The organism is Burkholderia ubonensis, assembly GCF_902833085.1.
Classification (GTDB): Bacteria; Pseudomonadota; Gammaproteobacteria; order Burkholderiales; family Burkholderiaceae; genus Burkholderia; species Burkholderia ubonensis.
On sequence record NZ_CADFEB010000006.1, the window covers coordinates 286,844 to 311,652 of the forward strand.

Sequence of the window (24,809 nt, forward strand, 5' to 3'; positions counted from 1 at the left end):
CAGGAGGCTGTCCCCTTGACACCCGCGGCTTTCAGCTGCGGATAAACGCGAGCAGATCGGCGTTGATCGTTTCGGCGTTGGAGGTGGGCATGCCGTGCGGGAAGCCCTTGTAGGTCTTCAGCGTGCTGTTCCTGGCCAGCTTCGCAGACAGGAGGCCGGAGTCCGCATAAGGGACGATCTGGTCGTCGTCGCCATGCATCACGAGAACCGGGATCGTGGCGCTCTTCAGGTCTTCGGTGAAGTCGGTCTGCGAGAAGGCGACGATGCCGTCGTAGTGGGCCTTGGCGCTGCCCATCATGCCTTGCCGCCACCAGTTCCAGATGACGCCTTGCGACGGCGTCGCACCGGCGCGGTTGTAGCCGTAGAAGGGGCCTGCCGGAACGTCGTAATAGAACTGCGCCCGGTTCGCCGCGAGCTGGGCCTGGAGGTTGTCGAACACTTCCTTGGGAAGGCCGCCCGGGTTGCTCTCGGTCTTGACCATCAGCGGCGGGACCGCGCTGATCAGCACCGCCTTGGAGACGCGGTCCTCCCCATGACGGGCGACGTAATGGATGACTTCGCCTCCGCCCGTGGAATGGCCGACGTGGATGGCCTTCTGCACGCCGAGGTGCTTGACCACTGCCGCGACGTCGTCGGCATAGTGGTCCATGTCATGACCGTCCCAGACCTGGCTGGATCGCCCGTGGCCGCGACGGTCATGCGCAATGACCCGGTAGCCGTGCGACAGGAAAAAGAGCATCTGGGCATCCCAGTCGTCCGCACTGAGCGGCCAGCCGTGATGGAAGAAGATCACCTGCGCATCGCGCGGACCCCAGTCCTTGTAGAAGATCTCAACGCCATCCTTCGTTGTGACGTATCCCATGGTCTGTACTCCTGTTCAATATGTAAGTTGAAAATTCAGTGACGTGCTCGATGATCGTGGCTGCTCGGTAAGGTTCGGCTCCTTTCATGATGGTGACGATCGAGACGGCAACGTGGCTGGAGACATGTCTCCAGCCACGTTGCCGGTGATACGCAGGCCGGCGTCACCATTTGCTCAGGCCTGGTGGAGACGCATCATCCTCCCGGACCGGGCCAAGTCCGTGTTTACGATGCTCTCCTTCGGATAGGCTTTGTTGAGACAATTTGAAATGTTCGAGCGGTCAGGGAACGTTTGCTTGTCGAACAAATCCATTGTGTTGCCTCGCGTAGCCATGGGACAACTCTAGGATTAAAGTCAACGTTAATGTCAATGGTTTTTTGGGGTGTAGTGTGAGAATTGGAGAGTTGGCGAAGCTCAGCGGCCTGACGGCCTCCCGTATCCGTTTTTACGAGGCGGCCGGATTGATCAGGGTGGTGGAGCGCAAGGCGAATGGCTATCGCGAGTACCCTCCGGAGGCGGCGGCGATCCTGGGGATCATTTCCATCGCCCAGAATGCGGGGTTCACGCTCGAGCAGATCCGGCAACTGCTGCCGGTCGGGCCGGGCGCCTGGCATCATGACGCGCTGCTGGATGCCCTCAAGCAGAAGGTGGCCGAAATCGAGAACCTTCAAAAGCGCCTCGTGCAGAACCGGGCGCAACTGCTCGTCGCGATCGAGAGCATCGAGAACAGGCCTGACGGAATCAATTGCACCGATAACAAGAAGCGCGTGCTGGACCGCCTCCGCGAAGCAGCGGGCGCGTCGGCACTGGACAAGCTGGACGGCTCCGACCTCGGCTGATCGTCATGTCAGCCCGGAAAACCCGCTGGGCTGCGAGAACACCTGCATGCTCGATGCAGGCAGAACATCGACCGGGACATCCGTTCCCGGTTCTCCAATGATTCGGCTACAGGCCCTGTCTGACGCGCCCGGATTGTCCAATGCGGCCGAGGATGCGTGCACATGCCCGGCCGTAACGGAGGCCAACCGTACCGATTCGTATCAGAGTGCTTGACCTTAAAGTCATATTCAATCTTAGAGTGGTTGCTGCTGGCTGTTCATCGGCATGCCTTTGGGGGCTGCCCGCCGGTTCAATCACCGAGAAAGGTCAACGAATATGGATAAGCGGTTTACACAGGTCGAATTCGGGACACACAAGGTCGAAGTGCCTGCGGGCGGATACTACGACCGTTTCCGGATGAATCCGAACCTCGATGAGGTGGCACGGGATCCTGCCGCGGGCAATATCGATTTCTTCCGAAGGATTCCAAAGCAACTGGTGTCATCGAGAGTCGGCCCGACCTGGGCGCCGAACTTCTACTACCGCTCCAGCAATATTCAACTGCTGTTTCTTGCGCCTCTCGCCCGGTTGCGGGCGATGCTGCCGATGCCGCTCGAGCCGCTGCGCGCGTTTACGGGCTACGGGCTGGTGGCGCTGACCTTTTTCTCATATTCGGTTTGCGATAACGACCCCTACGACGAAGTGTCCGTTGCCGTGGTGATCCGTCGGCCGGGTGCACGGGGATCCCATACGCTGGAACTGCTCAATTCCATGCGACGCCGAAGCTTCTTCGCGCATGTGCTCGCGCTGCCCGTCACCACCGAAATCGCGCGGGTGCGTGGCGTGCATGGCTATCAGTTGCCGAAGTGGCGCACCGACATCGACGTGAACATCGGCGCCGACGTGAAGGCCAGCATCGCCGGCCCCGGCGGCAAGCCGGACTTGACCCTGAGTGCGCCGCTGCCGGCCTTGCGCAATGTCGCGCCCCAGTCCCATATGGGGACGACGACCATGATCAACCGGATCGACGGGGAATGGCACCAGACCTCGGTGCAGACCAACATGTTGTCGTTCGCCCAGCGCCTCTTTCCTCGAGACGTCAAGCTGTCGCGCCATGGCGGCCCGCTGAGTCAATTGCTCGACGGGCTGGGCGCTTCCACCATGGTCCGCCTGGACGTGGTCAAGGACGCGCAACTGGTCCTGAATCTGCCGACGCGGTTGAAGACTTTCGATTGTGCCGATGCGTGATCGAGGAACGCCGTCTGGCTGACGGCCATCGGTCGCGAGACGTAACGCAGGGTTCGACAAACGGGCTCGATGAATTTGAAAAAAAAAGCGGAATTGCCAGGATGTCGCTGGCGATACGCGGATATTGGAGAAGCCAAGCATGACAGTCATGGATCAAGGGGGAACGGTCCGCCCGGGCGAAGAGCTTGACGTAGAGGCTGTCGATCGATGGCTCAAGGCGCAGGACAGCAGCCTGTCCGGGCAGCCCAGGATCACCCAGTATTCTGGTGGCGCTTCGAACTGGACCTACCGGCTCGAGTACGGAAACCGCGACCTCGTGCTGCGGCGTCCGCCAGCAGGGACCAAGGCGGCAGGCGCGCACGACATGGCGCGCGAATACTCGATTCAGAAAAGTCTCAAGCCGGCATACCCAATGGTGCCTGACGCCGTTGCACTGTGTCAGGACCATTCAGTGATCGGCTGCGACTTCTATGTGATGGAGCGCGTCGCCGGGATCATCCCGCGCGCGAACCTGCCCCGAGAGCTCAATTTCACAGCGCCACGCGTGCGTGAACTGTGCCTGAACGTGCTGGACCAGCTAATCGCCCTTCACCAGACGGATTACCAGGCGGCCGGGCTCGGTTCGCTGGGCAAGGGGGCCGGCTACTGCAAGCGTCAAGTCGACGGATGGGATAGCCGCTACGAGAAAAGCCTGACCTGGAACGTACCGCGCTTTCGGAGCGTGCGTGCGTGGCTGAGGGCAAACACGCCGGAGGACAGTCGTACCTGCATCATCCATAACGACTGGCGCTTCGACAACGTCGTATTGTCCGCTCAGGAACCCACTCAGGTGATCGGCGTGCTGGATTGGGAGCTTGCCACGCTGGGCGATCCGCTCATGGACCTCGGCGCCATGCTGGCCTACTGGATACAAGCCGACGACAACTTCCTGATGCGTGCGGCGCGACGTCAACCGACCCATTTGCCGGGCATGCTGACGCGCAGGGAAGTGGTCGACTACTACTTCCGCAAGACCGGCCTCAGGGTCGACAACTGGGTGTTCTACGAAGTCTTCGGACTGTTCCGGCTGGCGGTCATCATTCAACAGATCTACTACCGCTATCACCACAAGCAAACGAACAATCCGGCATTCAAGCATTTCTGGCTGATGGTTCATGCACTCCATCGACGCTGTCGGCAACTGATCCGCCAGGGCAACGGAGCTCGATCATGACGCGCGTCATTCTGGTGCGTCATGGTCAGGCTTCTTTCGGCGCCGCCGACTACGACTGTCTCTCCGCCAAGGGACTCGAGCAGGCCGAGCATCTCGGCAAGGTACTGCGCGAGCGCGGCGAAACGATCGACGCGCTCTGGTCCGGAACGCTCCAACGTCACCGGCAAACTGCGGAAGGGTTGCTCAAGGGCGCCAATTGGGCGCCTGAGCAGCACTGTCTTGCAGGTTTCGACGAGTTCGACCACCAGCAGGTGATCGTCCGTTACGAGCCTCGCTATACCGACCACAAGGTGATGATGAGCGAGCTCGCCGCCGCAAATAACCCGCGAGATGCGTTTTTCAGCATGTTTGGCGCGGCGCTGGCGCGTTGGTACGGTGGCACTGCCGACGAAGACTACGACGAGCCGTGGTGCCGGTTCCAGTCGCGCTGCCTGGCCGCATTGGAGCAGGTGCTGAACCGGGCAGGGCCGGACGAGACGCATCTGGTGGTGACCTCGGGCGGGGTGATCGCGGTGATTGCTCAGGCAATGCTCGGCCTTGGCGATGCGGCCGCGATGCAGGTCAACTGGACGTTGGCCAATGCCGGCATGACGGCAATACAGGCGAGCGGTCAGCACAAACGCCGGCTCATGACCCTTAACGAGTATTCGCACTTTCACGGCGACTGTCAGCATCTGCTGACTTGGCGCTGAAGGACCGAACCGGACGAGATCGAAATGAAACAGCAATCCAAGACTGTCCTGATTACCGGTGCCAGTTCGGGGCTGGGAGCCGGCATGGCCCGGAAATTCGCCGCGCGCGGCTACAACCTTGCGCTCTGTGCGCGACGCACTGAACGACTTCAGGAACTGGAGGCGGAGCTATGCGGAACGTTCGGCGTACGCGTTGAGGTCAGGGCGCTCGACGTCAATGAGCACGACCAGGTGTTCGCCATATTCGACGAGTTCGCGCGGATGTTCGGTCGGCTCGACCGGATCGTCGTCAATGCCGGGATTGGTGAAGGGCGACGCATCGGCACCGGCCATTTCACCACCAACCTGCGAACCGCCGAAACCAACTTCATAGCGGCGCTTGCACAATGCGAAGCGGCGGTGGGGATTTTCCGAAAACAGAACAGCGGGCATCTGGTGGTCATCTCCTCCATGAGTGCAAAGCGCGGCCTGCCCAGGCACCTGACTACCTATGCGGCAAGCAAGGCAGCAGTGGCTCACCTTGCCGAAGGCATTCGCGCGGAGTTGCTGAATACCCCGATAAAGGTCAGCACGCTGTTTCCCGGTTATATCCGCACGGAACTCAACGCAGGGGCGAAGAAATTGCCTTTCGAGATCCGTGAGGATCTCGGCTGTCACTACATGGTAAAGACCATCGAGCGCGAACCGGACGAGGCCTGTGTTCCTGGCTTGCCGTGGGCATTCGTGGGCGTGCTGATGCAAACGCTGCCGTTACGCTGGGTGGCACGCTTCAACTAAGGGGTTTACGGCAAATCGAACGGACATCGAGAACATGAAGATAGGGGAACTGGCGGAGCGCACTGGCCTTACCCCTTCGCGCATCCGCTTCTACGAACGCATCGGCCTGTTGACGGTGGTCGAACGCCAGCCAAACGGCTATCGAATCTATCCGCCAGAAGCCGTGCTGGTGCTCGGACTGGTCGCGACGGCACAGAAGGCGGGCTTCAGCCTCGACGAGATCCGCATGCTGCTGCCGCCTGACCTCGCGCAGTGGCAGCATGGCCCGCTGCTCGAAACGCTCCGCCGCAAGGTGCGGGACATCGAGGAAATGGAGGCGCGGCTTGCGCAGAGCAAGGTGCACCTCGTGTCGCTGATGGCGGAGATCGAGGCCAAGCCGGAGAAAATCGACTGCGCCGCCAACGCGACCCGCGTGTTGTCGCGGATGAGGCGGGGGGCGAAGGACGACTCAGCCCCGGCGACCGGCGTCGTCAAGGGAGGCCGGCGCCGCTCGTAGGCAGTATGCATGCCGCAATGTAAAGGCTGGCCTGCCGTCATAGCAGCGCCGCGACCTGCTCGGCTGTCGCTTTCGCGGATTGCGGATTCTGGCCGGTCACCAGGCGGCCATCCGTAACGACCTTCGACGTGAACGGCAGCAACGCTTTCTCGTAGCGTGCGCCGCGTCGCACCATCTCCTGCTCCGCGTTGTAGGGCACCTTCTTTGCGACCCCGGCCAGCACTTCCTCCACCCACGAATAGCCGGTGACCCGGCGGCCGGCAACCAGCAGCGTGCCGTCGGTCAGCTTCGTGTTCAGCAGGCCGCAATAGCCGTGGCAGACGGACGACACGATCCCGCCGCGCTCGTAGATGTCGCGCGTGAGCCGTTGCAGCCCCGCGTCGTCGGGAAAGTCCCACATGACGGCGTGCCCGCCCGTGAAATAGATCGCGTCGAAGTCCGCCGGATCAATCTGGTCGGGCCGGGCAGTGGTCGCCAAGAGCTGCTGGCGGTCCTTGTCGTTCAGCCACTCCTTCACGGACGCATCGGCAAGCGGCCATTTCAGGGAGCGGGGTTCCAGGGGGGATGCGCCGCCCTTGGGACTGACGAGGCGCTGGTCATACCCCTTCCCGGCGAAGACGTGCCAGGCATGGGTCAACTCCGACAGCCACAGGCCGGTTGGCTCGGACTGGTCCGCATAATTGGCGACATTGCTGACGACGTGAAGTATGCGTTTGGTCATGTTGGACACCTCCTCTTCATCGGCCACGGGCGGCAGTCGTGGACATGCCGCCTTTTGTCTGATTGCGGAAAACATACCCATGGCCGCGATACGCTTGCCATGTCCAACCATAACCTTCAAGTGAAGTCCAAGGTCAAGGTCTTTTTACCTGCCTTTGCGTGGGCCGCGCCTCGTCCAGCACCAGCCCATCCAGCAGCGTCGTCAGCGCATCCTCGATAGCGTGATCACCCACCTTCGCCGGCACCAGCCGGCCGTCGATCGCGAGCATCGTCAGGCCGTGCAGATGCGCCCAGCAGGCGGTCGCCTGACCCAGCGCCGAGCGCCGGCGGATCGTGCCCTCGCTCTGGCCTCGCTCCAGGACGTCGATCACCAGCAGGAAGGGGGCCTGCGCGCGCGGATCGAGGTGGATGTCCGACGGCTCCCCGGCATCCGCCGCGAACATCAGGCGATACAGGTCCGGGCGCCTGGCGCCGAAGTCCAGGTGCGCATAAGCCAGTGCCATCAAGTTCACGGGCGCATCCAGCGCGGGATCGAGCGCCGCGTCCAGTTCGTCGCGCAGGCGGTCGAACCCGATCAGCGCCAGCTCGCGCAGCAATGCGGCCTTGTCCGGGAAATGCCGGTAGGGCGCCGAGTGGCTGACATTCGCCCGCCGGGCAATTTCGCGCAGCGTGAATTGCCAGCCCTGCTGCTCCTGCAACGTGTCGAGGGCCGTTTCGATGATCACGCGCCGCAAGTCGCCGTGGTGATACGGCTTCTGCTCGGCGAGCGCTTCCGACGTCATTTCATTTGCTCCCAATCGATGTTGACAGGGAACACATTGTGCTCCTATCATCGCCACGTATCAAGTTGACGGTGTCTACATTGCAATTACCTCATGAGGTGCAAGATGACCATTCCTGCCGAACCCGGCCACGTAATTGACGCAACGGCATTGCTGGCTCTCCAGCGCAGCGCTTTCCTCAGGGAGGGCCCGCCGAGCCTGCATCAGCGCAAGGCGCGGCTCGCCCGGCTGCGCGCCGCGGTTCTCGCTTGTCGCAGTGAAGTAGAGGAGGCGATCAGCGCCGATTTCGGGCATCGCTCGCACCATGAGACCGGCATCATGGAACTGGTCGGCGTGATCCAGTCGATCGACTACCTGACCCGGAACCTGCGCCGCTTCATGAAGCCCGAGCGCCGGCATGTCGGCATGTTCTACCGCGCCGGCCGTGCTCATGTGGAATACCAGCCGGTGGGCGTCGTGGGCGTGATGGCGCCGTGGAACTACCCGTTCTCCTTGACGATCATCCCGCTGGCGACCGCGCTCGCCGCCGGCAACCGCGCGATGCTGAAGCCGTCGGAACTGACGCCGCGCACCAGCGAGGTGATCCGGCGGATGCTCGCGGACAGCTTCCCGCCCGACGAAGTGGCTGTCGTGCTCGGCGGCCCGGAGGTCGGCGCCGCGTTCAGCGGCCTGCCGTTCGACCATCTGCTCTTCACCGGCAGCACCCAGGTGGGCCGCAAGGTCATGAAGGCTGCGAGCGACAACCTCGTGCCGGTGACGCTCGAGCTGGGCGGCAAGAGCCCCGCGATCGTCGCGCGCGGCCATGCCGACGCCCGGACGCTCGGCAGCATCGTCTTCGGCAAGCTGTCGAACGGCGGCCAGACCTGCGTCGCGCCCGACTACGCGCTGGTCCATGAAGATGACCTTGACACGTTCGTCAAGCAGTACGACGCGACGGTGGCCGGCTTCTATCCGGACGGGCCAACCAGCAAGGACTACACATCGATCGTGAGCGAACGGCATTTCGACCGCCTGAAAGGCTTGATCGAGGATGCCCGGCGCAAGGGGGCGCGGGTGATCGAGGCGGGCGTGAGTCCGGAGCGCGCCGCTGCCCGGCTGCGCACGCTGGCTCCGACGATGGTTGTCGGGGCCACCGACGACATGGCGATCATGCAGGAGGAGATCTTCGGTCCGATCCTGCCGGTGCGCACCTATCGCGCGATCGACGAGGTCATCGACTACGTGAACGAACGGCCGCGTCCGCTCGCGCTCTATTACTTCGGCGCCCGGGACGCCGACTGCGAGACGCTGCTGAAGCGGACCACCTCCGGCAATGTCGGCATCAACAACACGCTCATGCATGTTGCGCAGGACGATCTGCCGTTCGGGGGCGTCGGGCCGAGCGGGATGGGCGCGTACCACGGCGTCGAGGGCTTTCGCGCGATGAGCCACGCGAAAGGGGTGTTCGTCCAGGGGCGCTGGAACCTTCCGGGCCTGTTGCGCGCGCCGTTCGGCAAGTTCGTGGATCTGGCGCTCTCGTTCACGCTCGGGAAGCGTCACGGCCGGCCGGCAAGCTACCGGGCTCAGGCCGGACGCTGAGCGTGATCAGTCGCCGCTGCTGACCGGGGCGCGGCAGGGCTGGGGGCGGCCACGTTAGGCGGTTGCAAATCTACGCAAGCTTGCAGGTCAGAATTTCAACATTATAGAAATAATGTCAAATATATAAGGATGGTTGGTTGGATATATGACGGTTTACGTTATATTATTAACGAAATCCCCAGCCAATCCCGACCATGTCCGACCTCGCCCCCGACGAAACCCGCGTCGCCGCCGAAATCGAGCGCCTCAAGGCCGACTTCCCGAAAACCCGCGAGCTGTACCGCGAGGTGTGTGCCCTGCTGTTCTTCCGCTTCGGCATCACGCCGACCGCCAACCGGCTGTATCAGCTGGTGCGCAGGGGCAGCATGAGCACGCCGACGGCGGTGCTGGGCGAGTTCTGGGCCGAGCTGCGGGAAAAGAGCCGCGTGCGGATCGAGCATCCGGACTTGCCGGCCGACCTGCAGGCGGCGGCGGGCGAGCTGGTGGCGGCGTTGTGGAGCCGATCGGCGGCCGCGGCCACGACGTCGCTCGACGCGTTGCGCGCCGAGGTGGAAGCGGAGCGGGCCGCCGCGAGGAACGAGGTCGCCGCGTTGCAGGCCGAACTCGCGCGCACCGAGACGGCGCTCGAGCAGCGCACGGCCGCGCTGCTCGCGGCGCAGGTGCGGATTCAGGAACTCGAGCAGACCCGTGCTGCCGACAGCGCATCTCAGCGCGCGCTCACGGCCGAGATCGAGCGCGTGAAGGCCGACAACGCGGAAGGCGATCGTGCGCTCGCGCAGGCGCGCGCGGATTTCACAGCGCAGCTCGACCGGCTGCGCGACGACGCGAATCGTGCCGAAGAGCGCCTGCGCGCGTCGGAGAAGCGGGCGCTGCAGGAGATCGACCGCGAGCGTGTGGCGGCCGCGCGGCTGCAGAAGGAGCTCGACGCGCTGTCCGCGCGCGCCGAGCAGCGCGATATCCAGTATCGGAACGATCTGGCCGCGTTGCAGGCGCAGTTGGGCGATGCGCTGCATCGATGCGGCGTGCTTCAGGGGCAGCTCGACGGCGCGCAGGCGACGAGTGCGGTTTACGGGAGCGAACTCGACACGCTGAGGCGGGAGATCGCCGCGCTGGCGATGGCGAGCCGCACGCCGCCGGGGCGTGCCGCCAGGAAAACGTCCGCTGCGGCCCAGGGCGAGCGCAAGCCGCGTGCGAGGAAGCGCGCTGACGAGGCGTCGAGCTGACGGCGCGACTGCCGTCGGTTCAATGCGCGCGCATCGCGCGGCGGCGCGGCGGCGCGGTGGGGGGCACATTCCCGCCCATGAACGGAGCGGGGCATTGGGAACCTATCGGGGATCAGGTAAAGTGCGACTCAAAATGCCGGTTGCACATTGCTAGACGACCGGTCTAATCGTTGCTACCATACGCCATCATGAATGCATCTTCAGGCGCGGAAGTCCGCCAGCACATCCTGAATATCGCGAAGCCGATCATGCTCCACAAGGGGTTTTCGGCGGTCGGTCTGAACGAGATTCTCGCCGCGGCGGGCATCCCGAAGGGCTCGTTCTATCATTACTTCGGCTCGAAAGAGGCATTCGGGGAAGCGCTGCTCGAAGCGTACTTCGAAGGCTATCTCGATCATCTCGACAACCTGCTGGTCCGGCAGCCGGGCACGGGCGCCGCGCGCCTGATGAGCTACTGGAACAACTGGCTGCGCACGCAGTGCAACGACGATCCGGAAGGCAAGTGCCTCGCGGTGAAGCTCGGCGCCGAGGTGGCGGATCTGTCCGAAGCGATGCGCTCGGTCCTGCGGCGCGGCACCGGGCAGATCATCGAGCGGCTTGCGGCCGGCATCGAAACGGGGCTCGCCGACGGTTCGCTGCACGGGATCGACGATCCGTCTCACACCGCCGCGACGCTGTACGAGCTGTGGCTCGGCGCGACGCTGCTGGAGAAGATCCACCGCAACCGCAAGCCGCTCGAAACCGCGATGGTCGCGACGCTGCGGATGCTGAATCTGCCGCAGTCGGCCGGCAACGGAGCGTGGCAGTAAGCGAGGCGCGCATCGCGCGCCTTATTTTATGTCCCGATAATAGACGACTGGTCTACTTTATCTGAATCGGCAATGCCGCCGAGCGACGCGCGGACGTCGCCTGCCGTGTCGCCGGGTTCCTTTCCTGACCGGATCGTGCGAGAGCGCGCATCCCCATTGACGGAGATTTTCATGTCGCAAAGCAAGACCGCAAACCGCAGGATCGTCCTGAATTCGCGCCCGGTGGGCGCCCCGACGCCGGACAACTTCCGCACCGAAACCGTCGCGGTGCCGACGCCGGGGCCGGGCCAGGTCCTGCTGCGCACGATCTGGCTGTCGCTCGACCCGTACATGCGCGGCCGGATGAACGACGCGCCGTCCTATGCGCCGCCGGTGGCGCTCGGCGACGTGATGGTCGGCGGGACCGTCAGCCAGGTCGTGGCGTCGAACCTGCCGGCGTTCCGCGCGGGCGATCTCGTCGTCGACATGGGCGGCTGGCAGGACTACGCGCTGTCGGACGGCGCCGGCCTGTTCCCGCTCGGCCGCGATTTCGCGCACCCGTCGTACGCGCTCGGCGTGCTCGGGATGCCGGGCTTCACCGCGTATCACGGGCTGCTGAAGATCGGTGAGCCGAAGGCCGGCGAAACCGTGGTGGTCGCGGCGGCGAGCGGCGCGGTCGGCGCCGTCGTCGGGCAGATCGCGAAGCTGAAGGGCTGCCGCGTGGTCGGCATCGCCGGTGGCGCGGACAAGTGCGCGTACGTCACCGGGGCGCTCGGCTTCGACGCGTGCATCGATCACCGCGACGCGGATTTTGCGCGCAAACTGGCGGACGCATGCCCGGGCGGCATCGACGTCTATTTCGAGAACGTCGGCGGCGCGGTGTTCGAGGCGGTGCTGCCGCTGCTCAACATCGGCGCGCGTGTGCCGGTGTGCGGGCTGATCGCGCATTACAACGACACCGCGCTGCCGGCGGGTCCGGATCGCCTGCCGCTGCTGACGTATGCGCTGCTCGCGAAGCGCATCCGGATGCAGGGCTTCATCATCCTCGATCATTTTGCGGAGGGCTATGCCGCGTTCCTGAAGGACATGGGCGAGTGGGTCGCCGCCGGCAAGGTGAAGGCGCGCGAGGACGTCGTCGACGGTCTGGCCGCCGCGCCGGACACGCTGATCGGCCTGCTCGCCGGCAAGAACTTCGGCAAGGTCGTCGTGCGCGTCGGCCCCGACGAGCTGGTCTGAGCCCACGTCCCATGTTCCACGCCGTGCGCCGGCTCCGGCGCGCGGCATCGTCCATCACGATTCAACGAAGGAAAGAAGGAATCAACATGCCTGTCTACGTCATCGCCAGCCTGATCCCGAAACCCGAACATGCGCAGACGGTCGAGACCGAATTGCGCGGCCTCGTCGCCGCGACGCGTACCGAGCCGGGCAACCTGCGCTACGACCTGTTCCGCCAGGCGGACGGTTCGCCGGGCTTCGACCTGTTCGAGGTCTATGAGGACGCGGCGGCGCTCGAAGCGCACCGCGCGAGCCCGCACTACAACGCGTATCGCGCGAAGGCCGGCGAGTGGCTCGCGCAGCCGCCCGTCGTGAAGGTGCTGACGGCGCTCGACGCCGCGCAGTCGTAAGCCGTCCGCCCCCCGGCGCGCGCGTCGCGCCGTCCCCACACTACGCCAGCCCGGAGGCTGAATGATCAATCTGAACATCAACGGTGCGGTCCATGCGGTCGACGCGCCCGCGGACATGCCGCTGCTCTGGGTGCTGCGCGATCTCGTCGGGCTGACCGGCACGAAATTCGGCTGCGGCATAGCGCAGTGCGGCGCGTGCACCGTGCATCTCGACGGCGTCGCGGCGCGCGCGTGCGTGCTGCCGGTCGCGGCGGTCGGCGAGCGCAGGATCACGACGATCGAGGCGGTCGGCGCGACGCCCGCCGGGCGCAAGGTGCAGCAGGCGTGGCGCGAGCTCGACGTCGTGCAGTGCGGCTATTGCCAGTCGGGCCAGGTGATGGCCGCCGCCGCGCTGATCGCATCGAACCCGCACCCGAGCGACGCCGACATCGACGCCGCGATGGCCGGCAACATCTGCCGCTGCGGCACCTACAACCGGGTTCGCGCGGCGATCAAGCAGGCCGCGAAGGAGGTTTGAGATGAAACGACCCCCACACTCGCTTTGCTCGTTGCCCCCCGAGGGGGCGGTCAGCCTTCTTGAGGCGGCTCTGCGGAGGCTGACATGTCGCGCGGACTGATCGAAGCAGGCCAGGCAGGCGCGGGCGTGTCGCGCCGCACGTTCCTCAAGTTCGGCATGACGCTCGGCGCGGCGGCGGGCGGCGGATTGCTGCTCGGCTTCAGCGTGCCGGCGGCGGGCGGCGACGCGCGCCGCTCGGTGGTCGACGGCAATGCGAACGAAGCGCCGCGCCCCGGCGTGTTCGCGCCGAATGCGTTCGTGCAGATCGACCGCAACGGGCAGGTCACGCTCGTGATGCCGAAGGTCGAGATGGGACAGGGCGTCTACACGTCGCTGCCGATGCTGATCGCCGAGGAGCTGGAAGTACCGCTGTCGAACGTGACGCTCGACCATGCGCCGCCCAACGAGAAGCTGTTCTTCGACCCGCTGCTCGGCGGCCAGCTCACGGGCGGCTCGACGTCGATCCGCTACGCGTGGGAGCCGATGCGCCAGGCGGGCGCGACCGCGCGCACGCTGCTCGTCGGTGCGGCGGCGAAACAGTGGGGCGTCGATCCGGCCGCCTGCCGCGCGGAGAACGGCGAGGTGCTGCACCCGCCGAGCGGACGGCGCGCGTCGTACGGCCAGCTCGCGGACGCCGCGGCGAAGCTGCCGGTGCCGAAGGACGTCGCGCTGAAGAAGCCCGCGGATTTCAAGCTGGTCGGCAAGCCGGTCAAGCGGCTCGATTCGCCGGAAAAGGTCGACGGCACCGCGCGGTTCGGGCTCGACGTGCGGCTGCCGGGCATGTTGGTTGCGGTGATCGTCAACAGCCCGGTGTTCGGCGGCACGGTCGCGAGCGTCGACGACACGGCGGCCAGGCAGATCCGCGGCGTGCGCCGGATCGTGCGCGCCGATAACGCGGTCGCGGTGGTCGGCGACCACACGTGGGCGGCCAAGCGCGGCGCGTCGGCGCTCGTCGTGAAATGGAACGAAGGCGCGGGCGCGAAGGTGTCGACGAAGGACATCGCGGCGGATCATGCGCGGGCGGCGGACAGCGGCAAGGGCGCCGTCGCGCGCAAGGACGGCGACGTCGACCGCGCATTCGCGAACGCGAAGACGCGCATCGACGCCGTCTACGAGCAGCCGTTGCTCGCGCACGCGACGATGGAGCCCGTCAACTGCACGGTGCACGTGCGCCCTGACGGCTGCGAGATCTGGGTCGGCACCCAGGTGCCGACGCGCGCGCTCGACGCCGTACAGCAGATCACCGGTTTCCCGCGCGAGAAGATCGTCGTGAACAACCATCTGCTCGGGGGCGGCTTCGGCCGCCGGCTCGAGATCGACATGGTCGCGCAGGCGGTGAAGATCGCGAAGCAGGTCAATGCGCCCGTGAAGGTCATGTGGACCCGCGAGGAAGACATCCAGCACGACATGTACCGGCCGTACTACTACGACCGGATCTCGGCCGGCCTCGACGCGAACGGCCGGCCGATCGCGTGGCGGCACCGGATCGTCGGCTCGTCGATCCTCGCGCGCTTCGCGCCGCCCGCAGTGAAGAACGGCGTCGATCCGGACGCGGTCGAGGTCGCGGCCGAGCTGCCGTACGACCTGCCGAACCAGCTCGTCGACTACGTGCGGCAGGAGCCGCGCCACGTGCCGACGGCGTTCTGGCGCGGTGTCGGGCCGACGCGCGGCACGTTCGTCGTCGAGAGCTTCATCGACGAACTCGCCGCGCAAGCGAAGACCGACCCGGTGCAGTACCGCCGCGCGCTGCTCGGCAAGTCGCCGCGTGCGCGCAACGTGCTCGACGTCGCTTCGAAGGCCGCGGGCTGGGGCACGCCGCTGCCGACGGGCCAGGGGCGCGGCGTGTCGGTGATGCACGCGTTCGGCAGCTTCTTCTCGATCGTCGTGGACGTCGCGGTGGACGACGGCGACGTGCAGGTCAAGCGCGTCGTATGCGCGGTCGACTGCGGGATGGCCGTGAATCCGGACACGATCGACGCGCAGGTGCAGGGCGGGATCATCTTCGGGATCACGGGCGCGCTGTACGGCGAGATCACGATCGAGAACGGCCGCGTCGCGCAAAGCAACTTCACCGACTACCGGATGCTGCGGATCAACGAGACGCCGCCGATCGACGTGCACATCGTGAAAAGCGGCGAAGCGCCGGGCGGGATCGGCGAGCCCGGCACTGCGGCGCTCGCGGCCGCGCTGGCGAACGCGATCTTCGCTGCGACCGGCAAGCGCGTGCGCAAGCTGCCGGTCGGCAACCAGCTGAAAACCGCCTGACATCGAGGACCCGGATGATTCGAATCACACCCCTGGCGCGCGCCTCGAAGGCGTTCACAGTCGCCGTCGCGCTGGCGGCCGCCACTGCCGCACAGGCAGCCAAGGCCGCGACGCCCGACGCGGCGCTCGTCGCGCGCGGCGCGTATCTGGCGAAGGCGGGCGACTGCGTGGCCTGCCACACCGCGCCGCACGACGGCGCGCCGTTCGCCGGCGGCCTGAAGATGGACACGCCGATGGGCGCGATCTACTCGACCAACATCACGCCCGACCCGGACACGGGCATCGGCGGCTACACCGAAGGCGACTTTGCGCGCGCGCTGCGCGCGGGCGTTGCGAAGGACGGCCATAACCTGTATCCGGCGATGCCGTATCCGTCGTACGCGAAGCTGAAGGACGACGACGTGAAGGCGCTCTATGCGTATTTCATGAATGGCGTCGAGCCCGTGAAGCAGCCGAACCGCGCGTCCGACATCCCGTGGCCGCTGAACCAGCGCTGGCCGCTCAAGCTGTGGAACGCGGTGTTCGTCGACACGGCCGCCTATGCCGACAAGCGGGGAAAGGACGCGATGTGGAATCGCGGCGCGTATCTCGTGCAGGGGCTCGGGCACTGCGGGTCATGCCATACGCCGCGCGGCGTCGGGTTCCAGGAGAAGGCGCTCGACGAGGGCGGCGCGGCGTTCCTGTCGGGCGCGTCGATCGACAACTGGTTCGCATCGAACCTGACGGGCGAGCACAATACGGGGCTCGGCCGCTGGAGCGAGGCGGACGTCGCGCAGTTCCTGAAGACCGGCGCGAACCGGCATGCGACCGCGTTCGGCTCGATGGTGAGCGTGATCAACCACAGCACGCAGGCGCTCACCGACGACGACCTGACGGCGATGGCCCGCTACCTGAAGTCGCTGCCGGCGGCGGGCGGCACGGGTGCGCCGCCTTACCGCGACGATCCGAAGGCGACGCAGGCGGTGCTGCTGCGGCCGGCGAATGACCCGGGCGCAAAGGTGTACACCGCGTACTGCATGCATTGCCACGGCACGGACGGCAAGGCGTTCGCGCCGCTGCTCGCGCCGCTCGCGGGCAATCCGAACGTGCTGGAGCGCGACGCGACGTCGCTGATCAACGTGACGCTGAACGGCAGCGAGACGCTGGTGATCGACGGCGTTCCGTCCGCGTATCCGATGCCCGCGTTCGCGGACCAGTTGAACGACCGGCAGATCGCCGACGTGCTGACGTTCATGCGCACCGGCTGGAACAATGGCGCGCCGGCCGTGCAGGCGGCGGAGGTTGCGAAGCTGCGCCGGGCGACGCAGGCGGCGCGCTGAGCGCGGCCCGGGTCGCGCATGAAAATCGAAAGGCGGGTATGCTGCCTGCCGACGAGGCTGCCGCTGCGCGCGTCGCGCGCTGGCGGCGATCCGGTTGACCGGTGCGCGCTCGTTCGCGAGGCGGCGTACCTTTTTTGACGCAACAGTAGGGGTGTCTGGATGGCTCACGTGACTTATACGGATACGCAACTCCTGATCAACGGCGAATGGGCGGATGCCGCGAGCGGCAAGACGATCGACGTCGTCAACCCGGCGACCGGCAAGGTGATCGGCAAGGTGGCCCACGCGGGCATCGCCGATCTCGACCGCGCGCTGGCCGCCGCGCAGCGCGGCTTCGAGCAGTGGCGCCGGGTGCCCGCGCACGAGCGCGCGGCGACGATGCGCAAGGCGGCCGCGCTGGTGCGCGAACGCGCGGACGCAATCGCGCAGCTGATGACGCAGGAGCAGGGCAAGCCGCTCGTCGAAGCGCGCCTCGAAGTGCTGGCGGCCGCGGACATCATCGAATGGTTCGCCGACGAAGGGCGGCGCGTGTACGGCCGCATCGTGCCGCCGCGCAACCTCGGCGCGCAGCAGACGGTCGTGAAGGAGCCGGTCGGCCCGGTCGCCGCGTTCACGCCGTGGAATTTCCCGGTCAACCAGGTCGTGCGCAAGCTGAGCGCCGCGCTCGCGACCGGCTGCTCGTTCCTCGTGAAGGCGCCGGAGGAAACGCCGGCGTCGCCCGCCGCGCTGCTGCGCGCGTTCGTCGACGCGGGCGTGCCGGCCGGCGTGATCGGCCTCGTGTACGGCGATCCGGCCGAGATCTCCGCGTACCTGATTCCGCATCCGGTGATCCGCAAGGTGACGTTTACCGGCTCGACGCCGGTCGGCAAGCACCTGGCCGGGCTCGCGGGCCAGCACATGAAGCGCGCGACGATGGAGCTCGGCGGGCATGCGCCGGTGATCGTCGCCGAGGATGCGGACGTCGCGCTCGCGGTGAAGGCCGCCGGCGGCGCGAAATTCCGCAACGCGGGGCAGGTGTGCATCTCGCCGACGCGCTTCCTGGTGCACAACAGCATCCGCGACGAATTCACGCGCGCGCTCGTCAAGCATGCGGAAGGGCTGAAGGTCGGCAACGGGCTCGAAGAGGGCACGACGCTCGGCGCGCTCGCGAACGCGCGCCGGATCGCCGCGATCACGTCGGTCGTCGAGAACGCGCGCGCGGTCGGCGCACGCGTCGAGACGGGCGGCGAGCGGATCGGCACGGAAGGCAACTTCTTCGCGCCGACGGTGCTGGCCGACGTGCCGCTCGAGGCGGACGTGTTCAACAACGAGCCGTTCGGGCCGGTCGCGGCGATTCGCGGCTTCGACTCGCTCGAGGACGCGATCGCGGAAGCGAACCGGCTGCCGTACGGGCTCGCCGGGTATGCGTTCACGCGGTCGTTCGCGAACGTGCACCTGCTCACGCAGCGTCTGGAGGTCGGGATGCTGTGGATCAACCAGCCGGCGACGCCGTGGCCGGAAATGCCGTTCGGCGGCGTGAAGGATTCGGGCTATGGGTCCGAAGGCGGGCCGGAGGCACTCGAGCCGTATCTCGTGACGAAGTCGGTGACGGTGATGGCGGTTTGACAACGGGGCGAGCGTAGTGAGGCCGCCGCTTCCGCGTATGGGGGCGGCGGCCTTTTCCTGGCGCGTTGACCGGCGGCGAATCTCAGCGGGCCGGCAGAATGCCCTCGAAGACGGCTCTCACTGCGCTCTGCTGGTCGGGGGTCAGATTTCCGTAGGTTGGCGGAACCGCGCCGCATTGGGCGACCTTCGCGCTCGTGGCCTTTCCTTTCGCGACCGCCCACTCGGACGACAGATTGCCTTCGAATGTCATGCCGAAGGGGCTATTGGCGCCTGCCCCCTGGCCCCAGCCGTTCACCATCATGGTTTCCTGGGCTCCGCCCCACGCGATCGGGTGCTTGCCGTTCTGCGACTCGCCGCGGTTCTGGCAGGACCCGGCATTCGGCACGCAGTGGCCCCCGATGATTTGCTCCGGCGTGGCCTTCTTCACGTCGGCCAGGTCCATCAGCATGTAGTTCTCGAGATTGACGAGATAGTCACGATTGCTTTCGGCGATCAGGATCGCCGCCATCGCGTTGCCGAGCGCCTGATCGTTCGCGGCGGTTCCGCTCAGGCCGCCCGAGTAAACCGTCTTCATCGCGTTGAGCAGGTCCGCCGGCTTCCTGTCTTTGGTGGCCTTGGCAAACATCGTCGGGTAGTCGCTGGCGAAACACGTGCTCGGGTTCCCGTTCGCGCGTCCCCAGAAGTGAATGTAGTTCGAGTATTGCCCGCCGCCGCACTGGCGATAATAAATGGCCTGGTTCATCGAGAAGAACTGACTTTGGCCGCCTGCTCCCGCGCATTGATAGGCCGCGAGACGCAGGAACTTCAACGGGCTCACGACATTGCCGAAGTAGTTGCGGGCGCCGGGCCCCTCCGCAGGAAGGCGATCGTTCGCCCCGTCGCAACGTTTCGGGTCGGGCGGGGGCGTGACCGGCGTCAACGGCATATTCACGGCGGCGGCGACTTGCGCGTTCGCGACCCTGAGCGCGGCATCGCGCAACACATCCGACGTCACGTAGAGCGGCCCTCCGCGCATGTCGACGGCATAGCAGGCGGTCGCCCCCTGCGCCTGCGTGGCGAAAGAAAGTGCGGCGGCAAACGAACATGCGGCGATCCCCAGGGTGCCGCCGATACGGTGACGATCGATATCCATGAACGGGCTCCAGTGATTTCGTGGATGGGAGAAGGCCCACGAGCGGGCATGCGTCAACGATAAGCAGGCGCACGCAGACGGCCTATGGGCCGAAAGCGCTGCCCGACGTCATGGGATGAAGGACACAGGAGGAAGGGACGCTCGGGGCGGGCTGTTGTGACCTGCGCGGGGAGCGGAGGGGGCTGCGTGTTAGTCACGCCCAGTCACGCCCGAGCGGTATTGCGGGCCGCCGGTCCATCGCCTATTCGCTGATCAATACGAATATCGGGAAATCGAGCTCACGGAGTGATCGTTGCCTCGTCTACGACGATCATGTAGCGACCGCCATCCGAGCAGGTTACGGCGATCGTGCGGGTATCGTGCTTGTCTTCCGGCACTCGGGCGCCAATGACATTCGTACACTTCTTCTTGCGCATGCGCAGGGTCTGAGCCGTGCCGGCGAACACTTTGGCTTGCAGGGCGGCAGCCGTTGCAGGCTCAGGAACGTCGAGGTCGGGGGCCTCCTCGATCTTGCCCGCCTTCAGATAGGCGCTCGTGATGAACATCGTCAGCTGCGTCAGAATCACGCCGGGTACTTCGCTCCCGCCTTGGGCCTGTGCGCCGTGGGAGGCAAACATGAGTGTGCCGCACGCTGCGGCGAGAATCGATCGATACCAAGTCATGCTGGAATTCCGTTCGGGGGCGCGCCTTCCACTGAAGGTCCAATAGACAGGAACCGAGTTACGCGATAACACCGCAGCGCGCTCAATGCATTGCGGTGATCTTCACCGCTCCACTCTTGCCGTTGTCGCCCGCGTCCTTGAGCATCACCAGCCCGGTCGCGGGGCAGAAATGATCGACGACGTGCTGCGTAGCGGCCGGCACGGTCGTCGCGTGGCCGAGCATGGTGATCTTGGCCGCTTGCTGCGTTTGGTCGTAGCTGATCGGCACACACACGAGCCGACCGGCAACCGTGTCGAGTTGCTCCGGTTTTCCAATGCGCTTTGCGGTGGTCGTCACGACCGCCTTCGGCAACGAGATGTGATTGACGTTCATGCCCATTGCCGACACCGTGCCCGCGAACGACACCTCGCTGCGTGTGGCAGGCAGCGTTGCGCCCTCGGTCAGGGATTCGCCGACGTAGCTGAGCAGGCCGGCCGCTTGCGCCGATACCGAGCCCGCCATCGACGCGTCGTTTGACGATGCGCGTATCGATCCATCGGAAGAGAGCGCCCCAAAGCGGGCGTGACCGTCAACGATCCGGAGCGCCATGTCGTTCTGGCTGCGCGAAGTGCGGCCCGCCACGTTCAGCGTCCCGTTCGCCCGTAACGTACCGCTGCAATTGCCGTCGAGGGTCTTTTTGAAATCAAGCATTTCGACCTCGAGGACGATGCCCGCCGGCAACACCGACATCGTGAAACCGCCACCTTTGTGCATCCAGGGCGCGTCGCACGCGAGCGCCGCATGCGCCGCGCCCGACATTCCCCAGGCCGAGCCGGCGAGCAGCAGCATCGCACAGTGCCGACGCAACCTGTGTCGCATGTGTCCATGCCGCTTCGCTGCCGGGATCAAGCTTTCCATTTACAACCTCCTCGTCACAGTTGTTCTCTACAACGTTTCAAATGCCCCAGGCCATGCGCGCCGACGCAACGACGTGCGACAGGGATCATTGCACCGCCACTTCGACGCGCCTGGTTTATTTATTCTGATACGATATTGACATTTATTTCAATAATAATCCTTTTAAATGATTGAGCGCCATCTCGATCTGGATGCCGTCAACGCTTTCGTCCGCAACCAATGTTCATCCAACACCTGTCTGAAGCACTTCCAGCCGATCTGTGCGCCGAGTTGCTCGAGTACGCGCGCCAGCGGGCTTTCGAAGCGGCGCCGGTCAACTTCTACGGCGAGATACAGCGCCGGGAATCCGTGCGGAACAACGACCGGCTCGAGTGGGACAATCCTGAACTCGCGACACGGCTTGAAGCCCATCTTTTTAAAGCGATGAGAGATGGCTTTCCTCGTTTGCTGGACGGGATGCGCTATGTGGCGACGGGGAGCCATTTTCGCTTTTACCGCTATCGGGAGGGGCAGTATTTCAAGCCCCATCGGGACGGGACGCAACAGGACGGGCAGAACGAAAGTCTCGTCACCGCGCTCTTCTATCTCAATGACGCCGATGGCGGGGAAACGGTACTGATGCCCTATGGTCCGCGTGAGCAGTGGGCCTATCGGCCGATTTCGCCACGCGCGGGGGATGCGCTCCTTTTCGAACATCGCGTATGGCACGAAGGCAGGTCGGTCAATTCGGGCGAGAAGTATGTGCTGCGCACGGACCTTTTTTACACCGAGCAGATCAACCGCATCGAAAACTAGCGGTGATCGCCGGGGTCCCTTTGTTTGCCGTGACGATCGACGTCCGCGCTGAAGTGAACCAGGGCCCGTCGATTGACTGACATTGCGAGGTGCGGGGCCATCGCCTATTCTCTGATCAATACGAATATCAGGACTTCACGGACGGCAAAGGCGCCTGTCAGAGAAGAACGGAAAATGCGCGATACGAAACGGGGATCATGCCGACAGAACGTGCGGCAATCACCGTGCTGCGCCGCCTGATAACGAAATAGAGCAGAGGGACGCAGTTCAGGCATTCACCACCACTACGGAGATATCGTCATGGCCAATTCGGTAGCGAATCAATTCGTCGATTGGGGGTTCTGAATTTCACAATCCTCCGTGGCAAGCGAACGACCGCATCGCGATCGCCCCCGGCGTGACAACCGTGTTCGATCTGCTGACGGCCGACGGCGTGTCGCCCGCCCTCAACGCGCAATGGCAGGGCTCAGGGGCGAGCCTGTTCATTACGGGCTTGGGTGGAGTAGAGGCGAACCAGGGCGGCAACGGCTACTGGTGGGTGTATTTCGTCAACGGCCAGATGCTCGAAGTCTCATGTGCGGTTTACACGCTGCAACCCGGCGATAGCGTGGCCTGGGACTACAAGCACTACTCGAGCGGCTTGAAGCAGGCGGTTCATCCGCCGCTGGTTTGACGTTCGTCGCGCGATCCATGCGACACGGCCGGCATCGCCCCCTCAATGCCGGCCGCTCCCCCGATAGCTCTCGACTTCCGCGTCGTAAGCCGCCAGAAACGCCTTCCCGAACACCGACGCGAAATCGTCCTCGATCGCGAACACCGTGTCGCGATGCGTCGCCGCGTAGCGGTCCCACATCCGCGCCTTGTACAGCACCGGCAGATGCTTCTCGTACCACGGCGGCGGCGTGTCGTCGCGCTCGCGCAGGCGCTGCGGCGAGAAGCGCGTCAGCAGGTCCATCAGCGCGGCGCGCATGCCGGCGACCATGCCGATCTGATGCGCGTGCAGATCCTGGAACGCATCGCTGACCGCGCTCTGCGGCGACATGAAGCCCGGCAGCGGCAGCCCGAACATCTGCCGCAGCACCGCGCCGCCGTCCGGCAGCAGCTTCAGCGGATTGTTCTCGCGGTCGAGCAGCATCGTCATGTGCGCCTTCACCTCGCGCTTCAGGATGCTGCGCGACGACAGCAGCTCGACCGTGCCGTTCGCGAACAGCGCGAGCAACTGGCCGGCGATGTACAACTGCTCGGCCGACCAACGATGCGGATCGGCGGCGTCGATCCCGGCGCCTTCGAAGAACGCGCGCAGCAGCGCGTCCGGCGTCGCGGGTTCCGGCGCGTGTGCTGCGGGCGGCGGGGCGTCGGCATCGGCATCGGGCGCTTCGGCGGCTGCGGCCGCCGGCTGCACGCGCACGTGCTGCGTCCATTCGGGCGCATGGTCGGCCTGCGTAAATGCGCTTTGCGAGCCTTCGGCCGCACGGTGCGCATCGTCGGGGCCGGCGTCCCCCGACGGTTGCGCGAACAGATCGAGCGGATCGGTCGACAACTGATGCAGGTCGCGCGGCGGCGTGGACGACGGCGCCGCGGCGGAGTGCACGGCAGGCTTGCCGTCCTGGCCGACAGGCGCACGCGGCGCGGCTTCGTCCGGCGTCTTGCCGCGCGCGAAGCGGTCGTGCAGCCGGCCCCACAGGCGGTTGCCGGTCACTTTCGCATCGTCGTGCGGCACCGCCGGATCGCGTGCGCCGCCGGTCATATCGACCGTGCGCGCCGGGGCCGCATCGTTGCGCCCGGCCGCATCCTCGCGCTCCGCGCGCAGCACGTAAGGCCCGATCCGCACGATGTCGCCGTCGTTGAGCGGCCGCTCCTGCGCATACGCGATCGGCACGCGGTTCACTTCGATGGTGGACACGCTGCTGAGGTTCTTCAGCAGGCACGCGTCGTCGCCGACCTGCAGCAGCGCCTGCAGCCGCGAGATCTGCCGCGTGTCGTCGCGCAGCACCAGATGATTGTCGCCGTCCCGGCCGATGGTGCCGCCCGGCGGGTGAAACACGACGGCGTCGAAGCGGTCGCTGCCGACCGGCTCGCCGGCATGTTCGATCACGATCAGTTGCATGTCAGACGTCGCTCGCTGAATGAAGCGCTCGCCGGGAAACCGGTTCGTTCAGGACGCCGACGCATGCTTGCGGCGCGCGGTCTCGAACGCCGGTCCCCAGATCGGATGCCCCTTCTCGGCGGGGGACAGCTCGAAGCGCGGATTGAGATCGAGAATCTTCGAGAACTCGGCCCGGCACGTCGCGACGCGGTTCGTCACGCAGTAGCTGAACGCGAGCAGCTTGTGCGCGGCGACCTGCGTGCCGACGTCGGCGCCGTCGATTTCGCGCGCATGGCCGAGGATCGCAATGGTGCGGCCGTAGTCGCCCGCGGCGTACGCGGCGCGCGCGCTGTCGACCGCGGCACGCGCGGCCGACTGGGTCGGCGATGTGCTCGTGGACGTGCTGCTGCAGCCGCTCATGCCCAGCAACACGAGGCCAAGGCAGACAACCAGCGACGAACGGCCTTTCATTCTTGTTTGGACGGTTTCCGGTGATTGGACGGGTGACGCGCGGTGCTGTTGGATTCTAGTGCCAATCATCGGAACCGGACAGGCTGTTACGTTTCGTTTCATCTTGAAACAATAATCCGGGGCGGGCGCCTTATTTGATTCGGAATGCGCCTTGTGAATCCGGAAAATCGAACCTATAGTTCGGTGTGCTTTTTGGT

The 24,809-nt window shown here is 65.5% G+C and carries 25 protein-coding genes; 17 read left to right on the forward strand and 8 right to left on the reverse strand.

The genetic code is table 11. The features are described from left to right. Positions 1-31 precede the first annotated feature (31 nt). Entirely contained in the window at positions 32-862 is an 831-nt protein-coding gene (locus HWX31_RS18475; protein ID WP_174962993.1) for an alpha/beta fold hydrolase, read from the reverse strand. A gap of 389 nt (positions 863-1,251) precedes the next feature. On the opposite strand from HWX31_RS18475, the gene HWX31_RS18480 reads away from it, so the two are divergent. The 6 genes from HWX31_RS18480 (at position 1,252) to HWX31_RS18505 (ending at position 6,107) form a co-directional block, all read left to right on the forward strand. After that, positions 1,252-1,701, forward strand: coding sequence for a MerR family transcriptional regulator (locus HWX31_RS18480; RefSeq protein ID WP_174962991.1), 450 nt, complete (start codon positions 1,252-1,254; stop codon positions 1,699-1,701). A gap of 316 nt (positions 1,702-2,017) precedes the next feature. Then, positions 2,018-2,929 (forward strand): acetoacetate decarboxylase, encoded by a 912-nt coding sequence (locus tag HWX31_RS18485; protein ID WP_174962989.1) that lies wholly within the window; start codon positions 2,018-2,020, stop codon positions 2,927-2,929. 139 nt (positions 2,930-3,068) lie between these two features. Beyond that, on the forward strand, positions 3,069-4,142 hold the full coding sequence (locus tag HWX31_RS18490; protein ID WP_174962987.1) for a phosphotransferase family protein: 1,074 nt from the start codon (positions 3,069-3,071) through the stop codon (positions 4,140-4,142). Further along, positions 4,139-4,834 (forward strand): histidine phosphatase family protein, encoded by a 696-nt coding sequence (locus HWX31_RS18495; protein WP_174962985.1) that lies wholly within the window; start codon positions 4,139-4,141, stop codon positions 4,832-4,834. The genes HWX31_RS18490 and HWX31_RS18495 overlap by 4 nt, the downstream gene beginning before the upstream one ends. 24 nt (positions 4,835-4,858) lie before the next feature. Then, positions 4,859-5,611: an SDR family oxidoreductase gene (locus HWX31_RS18500; protein WP_174962983.1), complete on the forward strand. Its 753-nt coding sequence runs from the start codon at positions 4,859-4,861 to the stop codon at positions 5,609-5,611. Between the two features lie 34 nt (positions 5,612-5,645). Continuing rightward, the gene (locus HWX31_RS18505; RefSeq protein ID WP_174962981.1) at positions 5,646-6,107 is read left to right on the forward strand and encodes a MerR family transcriptional regulator; all 462 of its coding nucleotides are present in this window, start codon (positions 5,646-5,648) and stop codon (positions 6,105-6,107) included. 37 nt (positions 6,108-6,144) lie between these two features. Here HWX31_RS18505 and HWX31_RS18510 read toward each other — a convergent pair whose 3' ends face one another. Beyond that, a complete protein-coding gene (locus tag HWX31_RS18510; protein WP_174962979.1) occupies positions 6,145-6,828 on the reverse strand; it encodes a type 1 glutamine amidotransferase domain-containing protein in 684 nt (227 codons plus the stop codon). Positions 6,829-6,961: 133 nt separating this feature from the next. Then, positions 6,962-7,609 carry a TetR/AcrR family transcriptional regulator gene (locus tag HWX31_RS18515; RefSeq protein ID WP_174962977.1) on the reverse strand — a complete coding sequence of 216 codons (648 nt, stop codon included), beginning with the start codon at positions 7,607-7,609 and terminating at the stop codon, positions 6,962-6,964. Positions 7,610-7,714: 105 nt separating this feature from the next. Here HWX31_RS18515 and HWX31_RS18520 point away from each other — a divergent pair, with 105 nt between their 5' ends. From HWX31_RS18520 to HWX31_RS18560, 9 genes are all read left to right on the forward strand, one after another. Then, on the forward strand, positions 7,715-9,187 hold the full coding sequence (locus HWX31_RS18520) for a coniferyl aldehyde dehydrogenase (protein WP_174962975.1): 1,473 nt from the start codon (positions 7,715-7,717) through the stop codon (positions 9,185-9,187). A gap of 194 nt (positions 9,188-9,381) precedes the next feature. Further along, positions 9,382-10,410: a DNA-binding protein gene (locus tag HWX31_RS18525; RefSeq protein WP_174962972.1), complete on the forward strand. Its 1,029-nt coding sequence runs from the start codon at positions 9,382-9,384 to the stop codon at positions 10,408-10,410. A gap of 188 nt (positions 10,411-10,598) precedes the next feature. Then, positions 10,599-11,219: a TetR/AcrR family transcriptional regulator gene (locus HWX31_RS18530; protein WP_174962970.1), complete on the forward strand. Its 621-nt coding sequence runs from the start codon at positions 10,599-10,601 to the stop codon at positions 11,217-11,219. A gap of 171 nt (positions 11,220-11,390) precedes the next feature. Continuing rightward, positions 11,391-12,434, forward strand: coding sequence for an NADP-dependent oxidoreductase (locus tag HWX31_RS18535; RefSeq protein WP_174962968.1), 1,044 nt, complete (start codon positions 11,391-11,393; stop codon positions 12,432-12,434). Between the two features lie 86 nt (positions 12,435-12,520). Beyond that, entirely contained in the window at positions 12,521-12,823 is a 303-nt protein-coding gene (locus HWX31_RS18540; protein WP_059651140.1) for a putative quinol monooxygenase, read from the forward strand. A 61-nt stretch (positions 12,824-12,884) separates the two neighbouring features. Beyond that, complete coding sequence (locus HWX31_RS18545; protein ID WP_076476924.1) at positions 12,885-13,340, forward strand: (2Fe-2S)-binding protein; 456 nt, start codon at positions 12,885-12,887, stop codon at positions 13,338-13,340. Positions 13,341-13,424: 84 nt separating this feature from the next. Further along, positions 13,425-15,644, forward strand: a complete 2,220-nt coding sequence (locus tag HWX31_RS18550; RefSeq protein WP_174962966.1) for a xanthine dehydrogenase family protein molybdopterin-binding subunit — start codon at positions 13,425-13,427, stop codon at positions 15,642-15,644. A 14-nt stretch (positions 15,645-15,658) separates the two neighbouring features. Next, positions 15,659-16,963 (forward strand): c-type cytochrome, encoded by a 1,305-nt coding sequence (locus tag HWX31_RS18555; RefSeq protein ID WP_174962964.1) that lies wholly within the window; start codon positions 15,659-15,661, stop codon positions 16,961-16,963. Positions 16,964-17,122: 159 nt separating this feature from the next. Continuing rightward, a complete protein-coding gene (locus HWX31_RS18560) occupies positions 17,123-18,568 on the forward strand; it encodes an NAD-dependent succinate-semialdehyde dehydrogenase (protein ID WP_174962962.1) in 1,446 nt (481 codons plus the stop codon). A gap of 82 nt (positions 18,569-18,650) precedes the next feature. Here HWX31_RS18560 and HWX31_RS18565 read toward each other — a convergent pair whose 3' ends face one another. From HWX31_RS18565 to HWX31_RS18575, 3 genes are all read right to left on the reverse strand, one after another. Further along, a complete protein-coding gene (locus tag HWX31_RS18565) occupies positions 18,651-19,700 on the reverse strand; it encodes a hypothetical protein (protein ID WP_174962960.1) in 1,050 nt (349 codons plus the stop codon). Positions 19,701-19,978: 278 nt separating this feature from the next. Then, positions 19,979-20,362, reverse strand: coding sequence for a hypothetical protein (locus tag HWX31_RS18570; RefSeq protein ID WP_174962958.1), 384 nt, complete (start codon positions 20,360-20,362; stop codon positions 19,979-19,981). Between the two features lie 82 nt (positions 20,363-20,444). Next, complete coding sequence (locus HWX31_RS18575; RefSeq protein WP_174962956.1) at positions 20,445-21,260, reverse strand: hypothetical protein; 816 nt, start codon at positions 21,258-21,260, stop codon at positions 20,445-20,447. Positions 21,261-21,479: 219 nt separating this feature from the next. On the opposite strand from HWX31_RS18575, the gene HWX31_RS18580 reads away from it, so the two are divergent. Beyond that, the gene (locus HWX31_RS18580; protein ID WP_174962954.1) at positions 21,480-22,055 is read left to right on the forward strand and encodes a prolyl hydroxylase family protein; all 576 of its coding nucleotides are present in this window, start codon (positions 21,480-21,482) and stop codon (positions 22,053-22,055) included. A gap of 406 nt (positions 22,056-22,461) precedes the next feature. Continuing rightward, a complete protein-coding gene (locus HWX31_RS18585; protein ID WP_174962952.1) occupies positions 22,462-22,728 on the forward strand; it encodes a DUF4430 domain-containing protein in 267 nt (88 codons plus the stop codon). Between the two features lie 42 nt (positions 22,729-22,770). On the opposite strand, the gene tagH is transcribed toward HWX31_RS18585, so the two are convergent. Both tagH and HWX31_RS18595 read right to left on the reverse strand, forming a co-directional pair. Continuing rightward, the gene (tagH, locus tag HWX31_RS18590; protein WP_174962949.1) at positions 22,771-24,162 is read right to left on the reverse strand and encodes a type VI secretion system-associated FHA domain protein TagH; all 1,392 of its coding nucleotides are present in this window, start codon (positions 24,160-24,162) and stop codon (positions 22,771-22,773) included. 48 nt (positions 24,163-24,210) lie between these two features. Next, positions 24,211-24,612: a TssQ family T6SS-associated lipoprotein gene (locus HWX31_RS18595; RefSeq protein WP_059637888.1), complete on the reverse strand. Its 402-nt coding sequence runs from the start codon at positions 24,610-24,612 to the stop codon at positions 24,211-24,213. Positions 24,613-24,809: the final 197 nt, after the last annotated feature.

Bases quoted from the DNA above. Each gene is read 5' to 3' on its own strand.
- HWX31_RS18490 (WP_174962987.1), top strand. From the start codon at position 3,069: ATGACAGTCATGGATCAAGGGGGAACGGTCCGCCCGGGCGAAGAGCTT.
- HWX31_RS18500 (WP_174962983.1), top strand. From the start codon at position 4,859: ATGAAACAGCAATCCAAGACTGTCCTGATTACCGGTGCCAGTTCGGGG.
- HWX31_RS18570 (WP_174962958.1), bottom strand. From the start codon at position 20,362: ATGACTTGGTATCGATCGATTCTCGCCGCAGCGTGCGGCACACTCATG.
- HWX31_RS18545 (WP_076476924.1), top strand. From the start codon at position 12,885: ATGATCAATCTGAACATCAACGGTGCGGTCCATGCGGTCGACGCGCCC.
- HWX31_RS18520 (WP_174962975.1), top strand. From the start codon at position 7,715: ATGACCATTCCTGCCGAACCCGGCCACGTAATTGACGCAACGGCATTG.
- HWX31_RS18495 (WP_174962985.1), top strand. From the start codon at position 4,139: ATGACGCGCGTCATTCTGGTGCGTCATGGTCAGGCTTCTTTCGGCGCC.
- HWX31_RS18485 (WP_174962989.1), top strand. From the start codon at position 2,018: ATGGATAAGCGGTTTACACAGGTCGAATTCGGGACACACAAGGTCGAA.
- HWX31_RS18540 (WP_059651140.1), top strand. From the start codon at position 12,521: ATGCCTGTCTACGTCATCGCCAGCCTGATCCCGAAACCCGAACATGCG.
- HWX31_RS18535 (WP_174962968.1), top strand. From the start codon at position 11,391: ATGTCGCAAAGCAAGACCGCAAACCGCAGGATCGTCCTGAATTCGCGC.
- HWX31_RS18550 (WP_174962966.1), top strand. From the start codon at position 13,425: ATGTCGCGCGGACTGATCGAAGCAGGCCAGGCAGGCGCGGGCGTGTCG.
- HWX31_RS18505 (WP_174962981.1), top strand. From the start codon at position 5,646: ATGAAGATAGGGGAACTGGCGGAGCGCACTGGCCTTACCCCTTCGCGC.
- HWX31_RS18525 (WP_174962972.1), top strand. From the start codon at position 9,382: ATGTCCGACCTCGCCCCCGACGAAACCCGCGTCGCCGCCGAAATCGAG.
- tagH (WP_174962949.1), bottom strand. From the start codon at position 24,162: ATGCAACTGATCGTGATCGAACATGCCGGCGAGCCGGTCGGCAGCGAC.
- HWX31_RS18555 (WP_174962964.1), top strand. From the start codon at position 15,659: ATGATTCGAATCACACCCCTGGCGCGCGCCTCGAAGGCGTTCACAGTC.
- HWX31_RS18515 (WP_174962977.1), bottom strand. From the start codon at position 7,609: ATGACGTCGGAAGCGCTCGCCGAGCAGAAGCCGTATCACCACGGCGAC.
- HWX31_RS18560 (WP_174962962.1), top strand. From the start codon at position 17,123: ATGGCTCACGTGACTTATACGGATACGCAACTCCTGATCAACGGCGAA.
- HWX31_RS18580 (WP_174962954.1), top strand. From the start codon at position 21,480: ATGTTCATCCAACACCTGTCTGAAGCACTTCCAGCCGATCTGTGCGCC.
- HWX31_RS18575 (WP_174962956.1), bottom strand. From the start codon at position 21,260: ATGGAAAGCTTGATCCCGGCAGCGAAGCGGCATGGACACATGCGACAC.
- HWX31_RS18595 (WP_059637888.1), bottom strand. From the start codon at position 24,612: ATGAAAGGCCGTTCGTCGCTGGTTGTCTGCCTTGGCCTCGTGTTGCTG.
- HWX31_RS18475 (WP_174962993.1), bottom strand. From the start codon at position 862: ATGGGATACGTCACAACGAAGGATGGCGTTGAGATCTTCTACAAGGAC.
- HWX31_RS18530 (WP_174962970.1), top strand. From the start codon at position 10,599: ATGAATGCATCTTCAGGCGCGGAAGTCCGCCAGCACATCCTGAATATC.
- HWX31_RS18565 (WP_174962960.1), bottom strand. From the start codon at position 19,700: ATGGATATCGATCGTCACCGTATCGGCGGCACCCTGGGGATCGCCGCA.
- HWX31_RS18510 (WP_174962979.1), bottom strand. From the start codon at position 6,828: ATGACCAAACGCATACTTCACGTCGTCAGCAATGTCGCCAATTATGCG.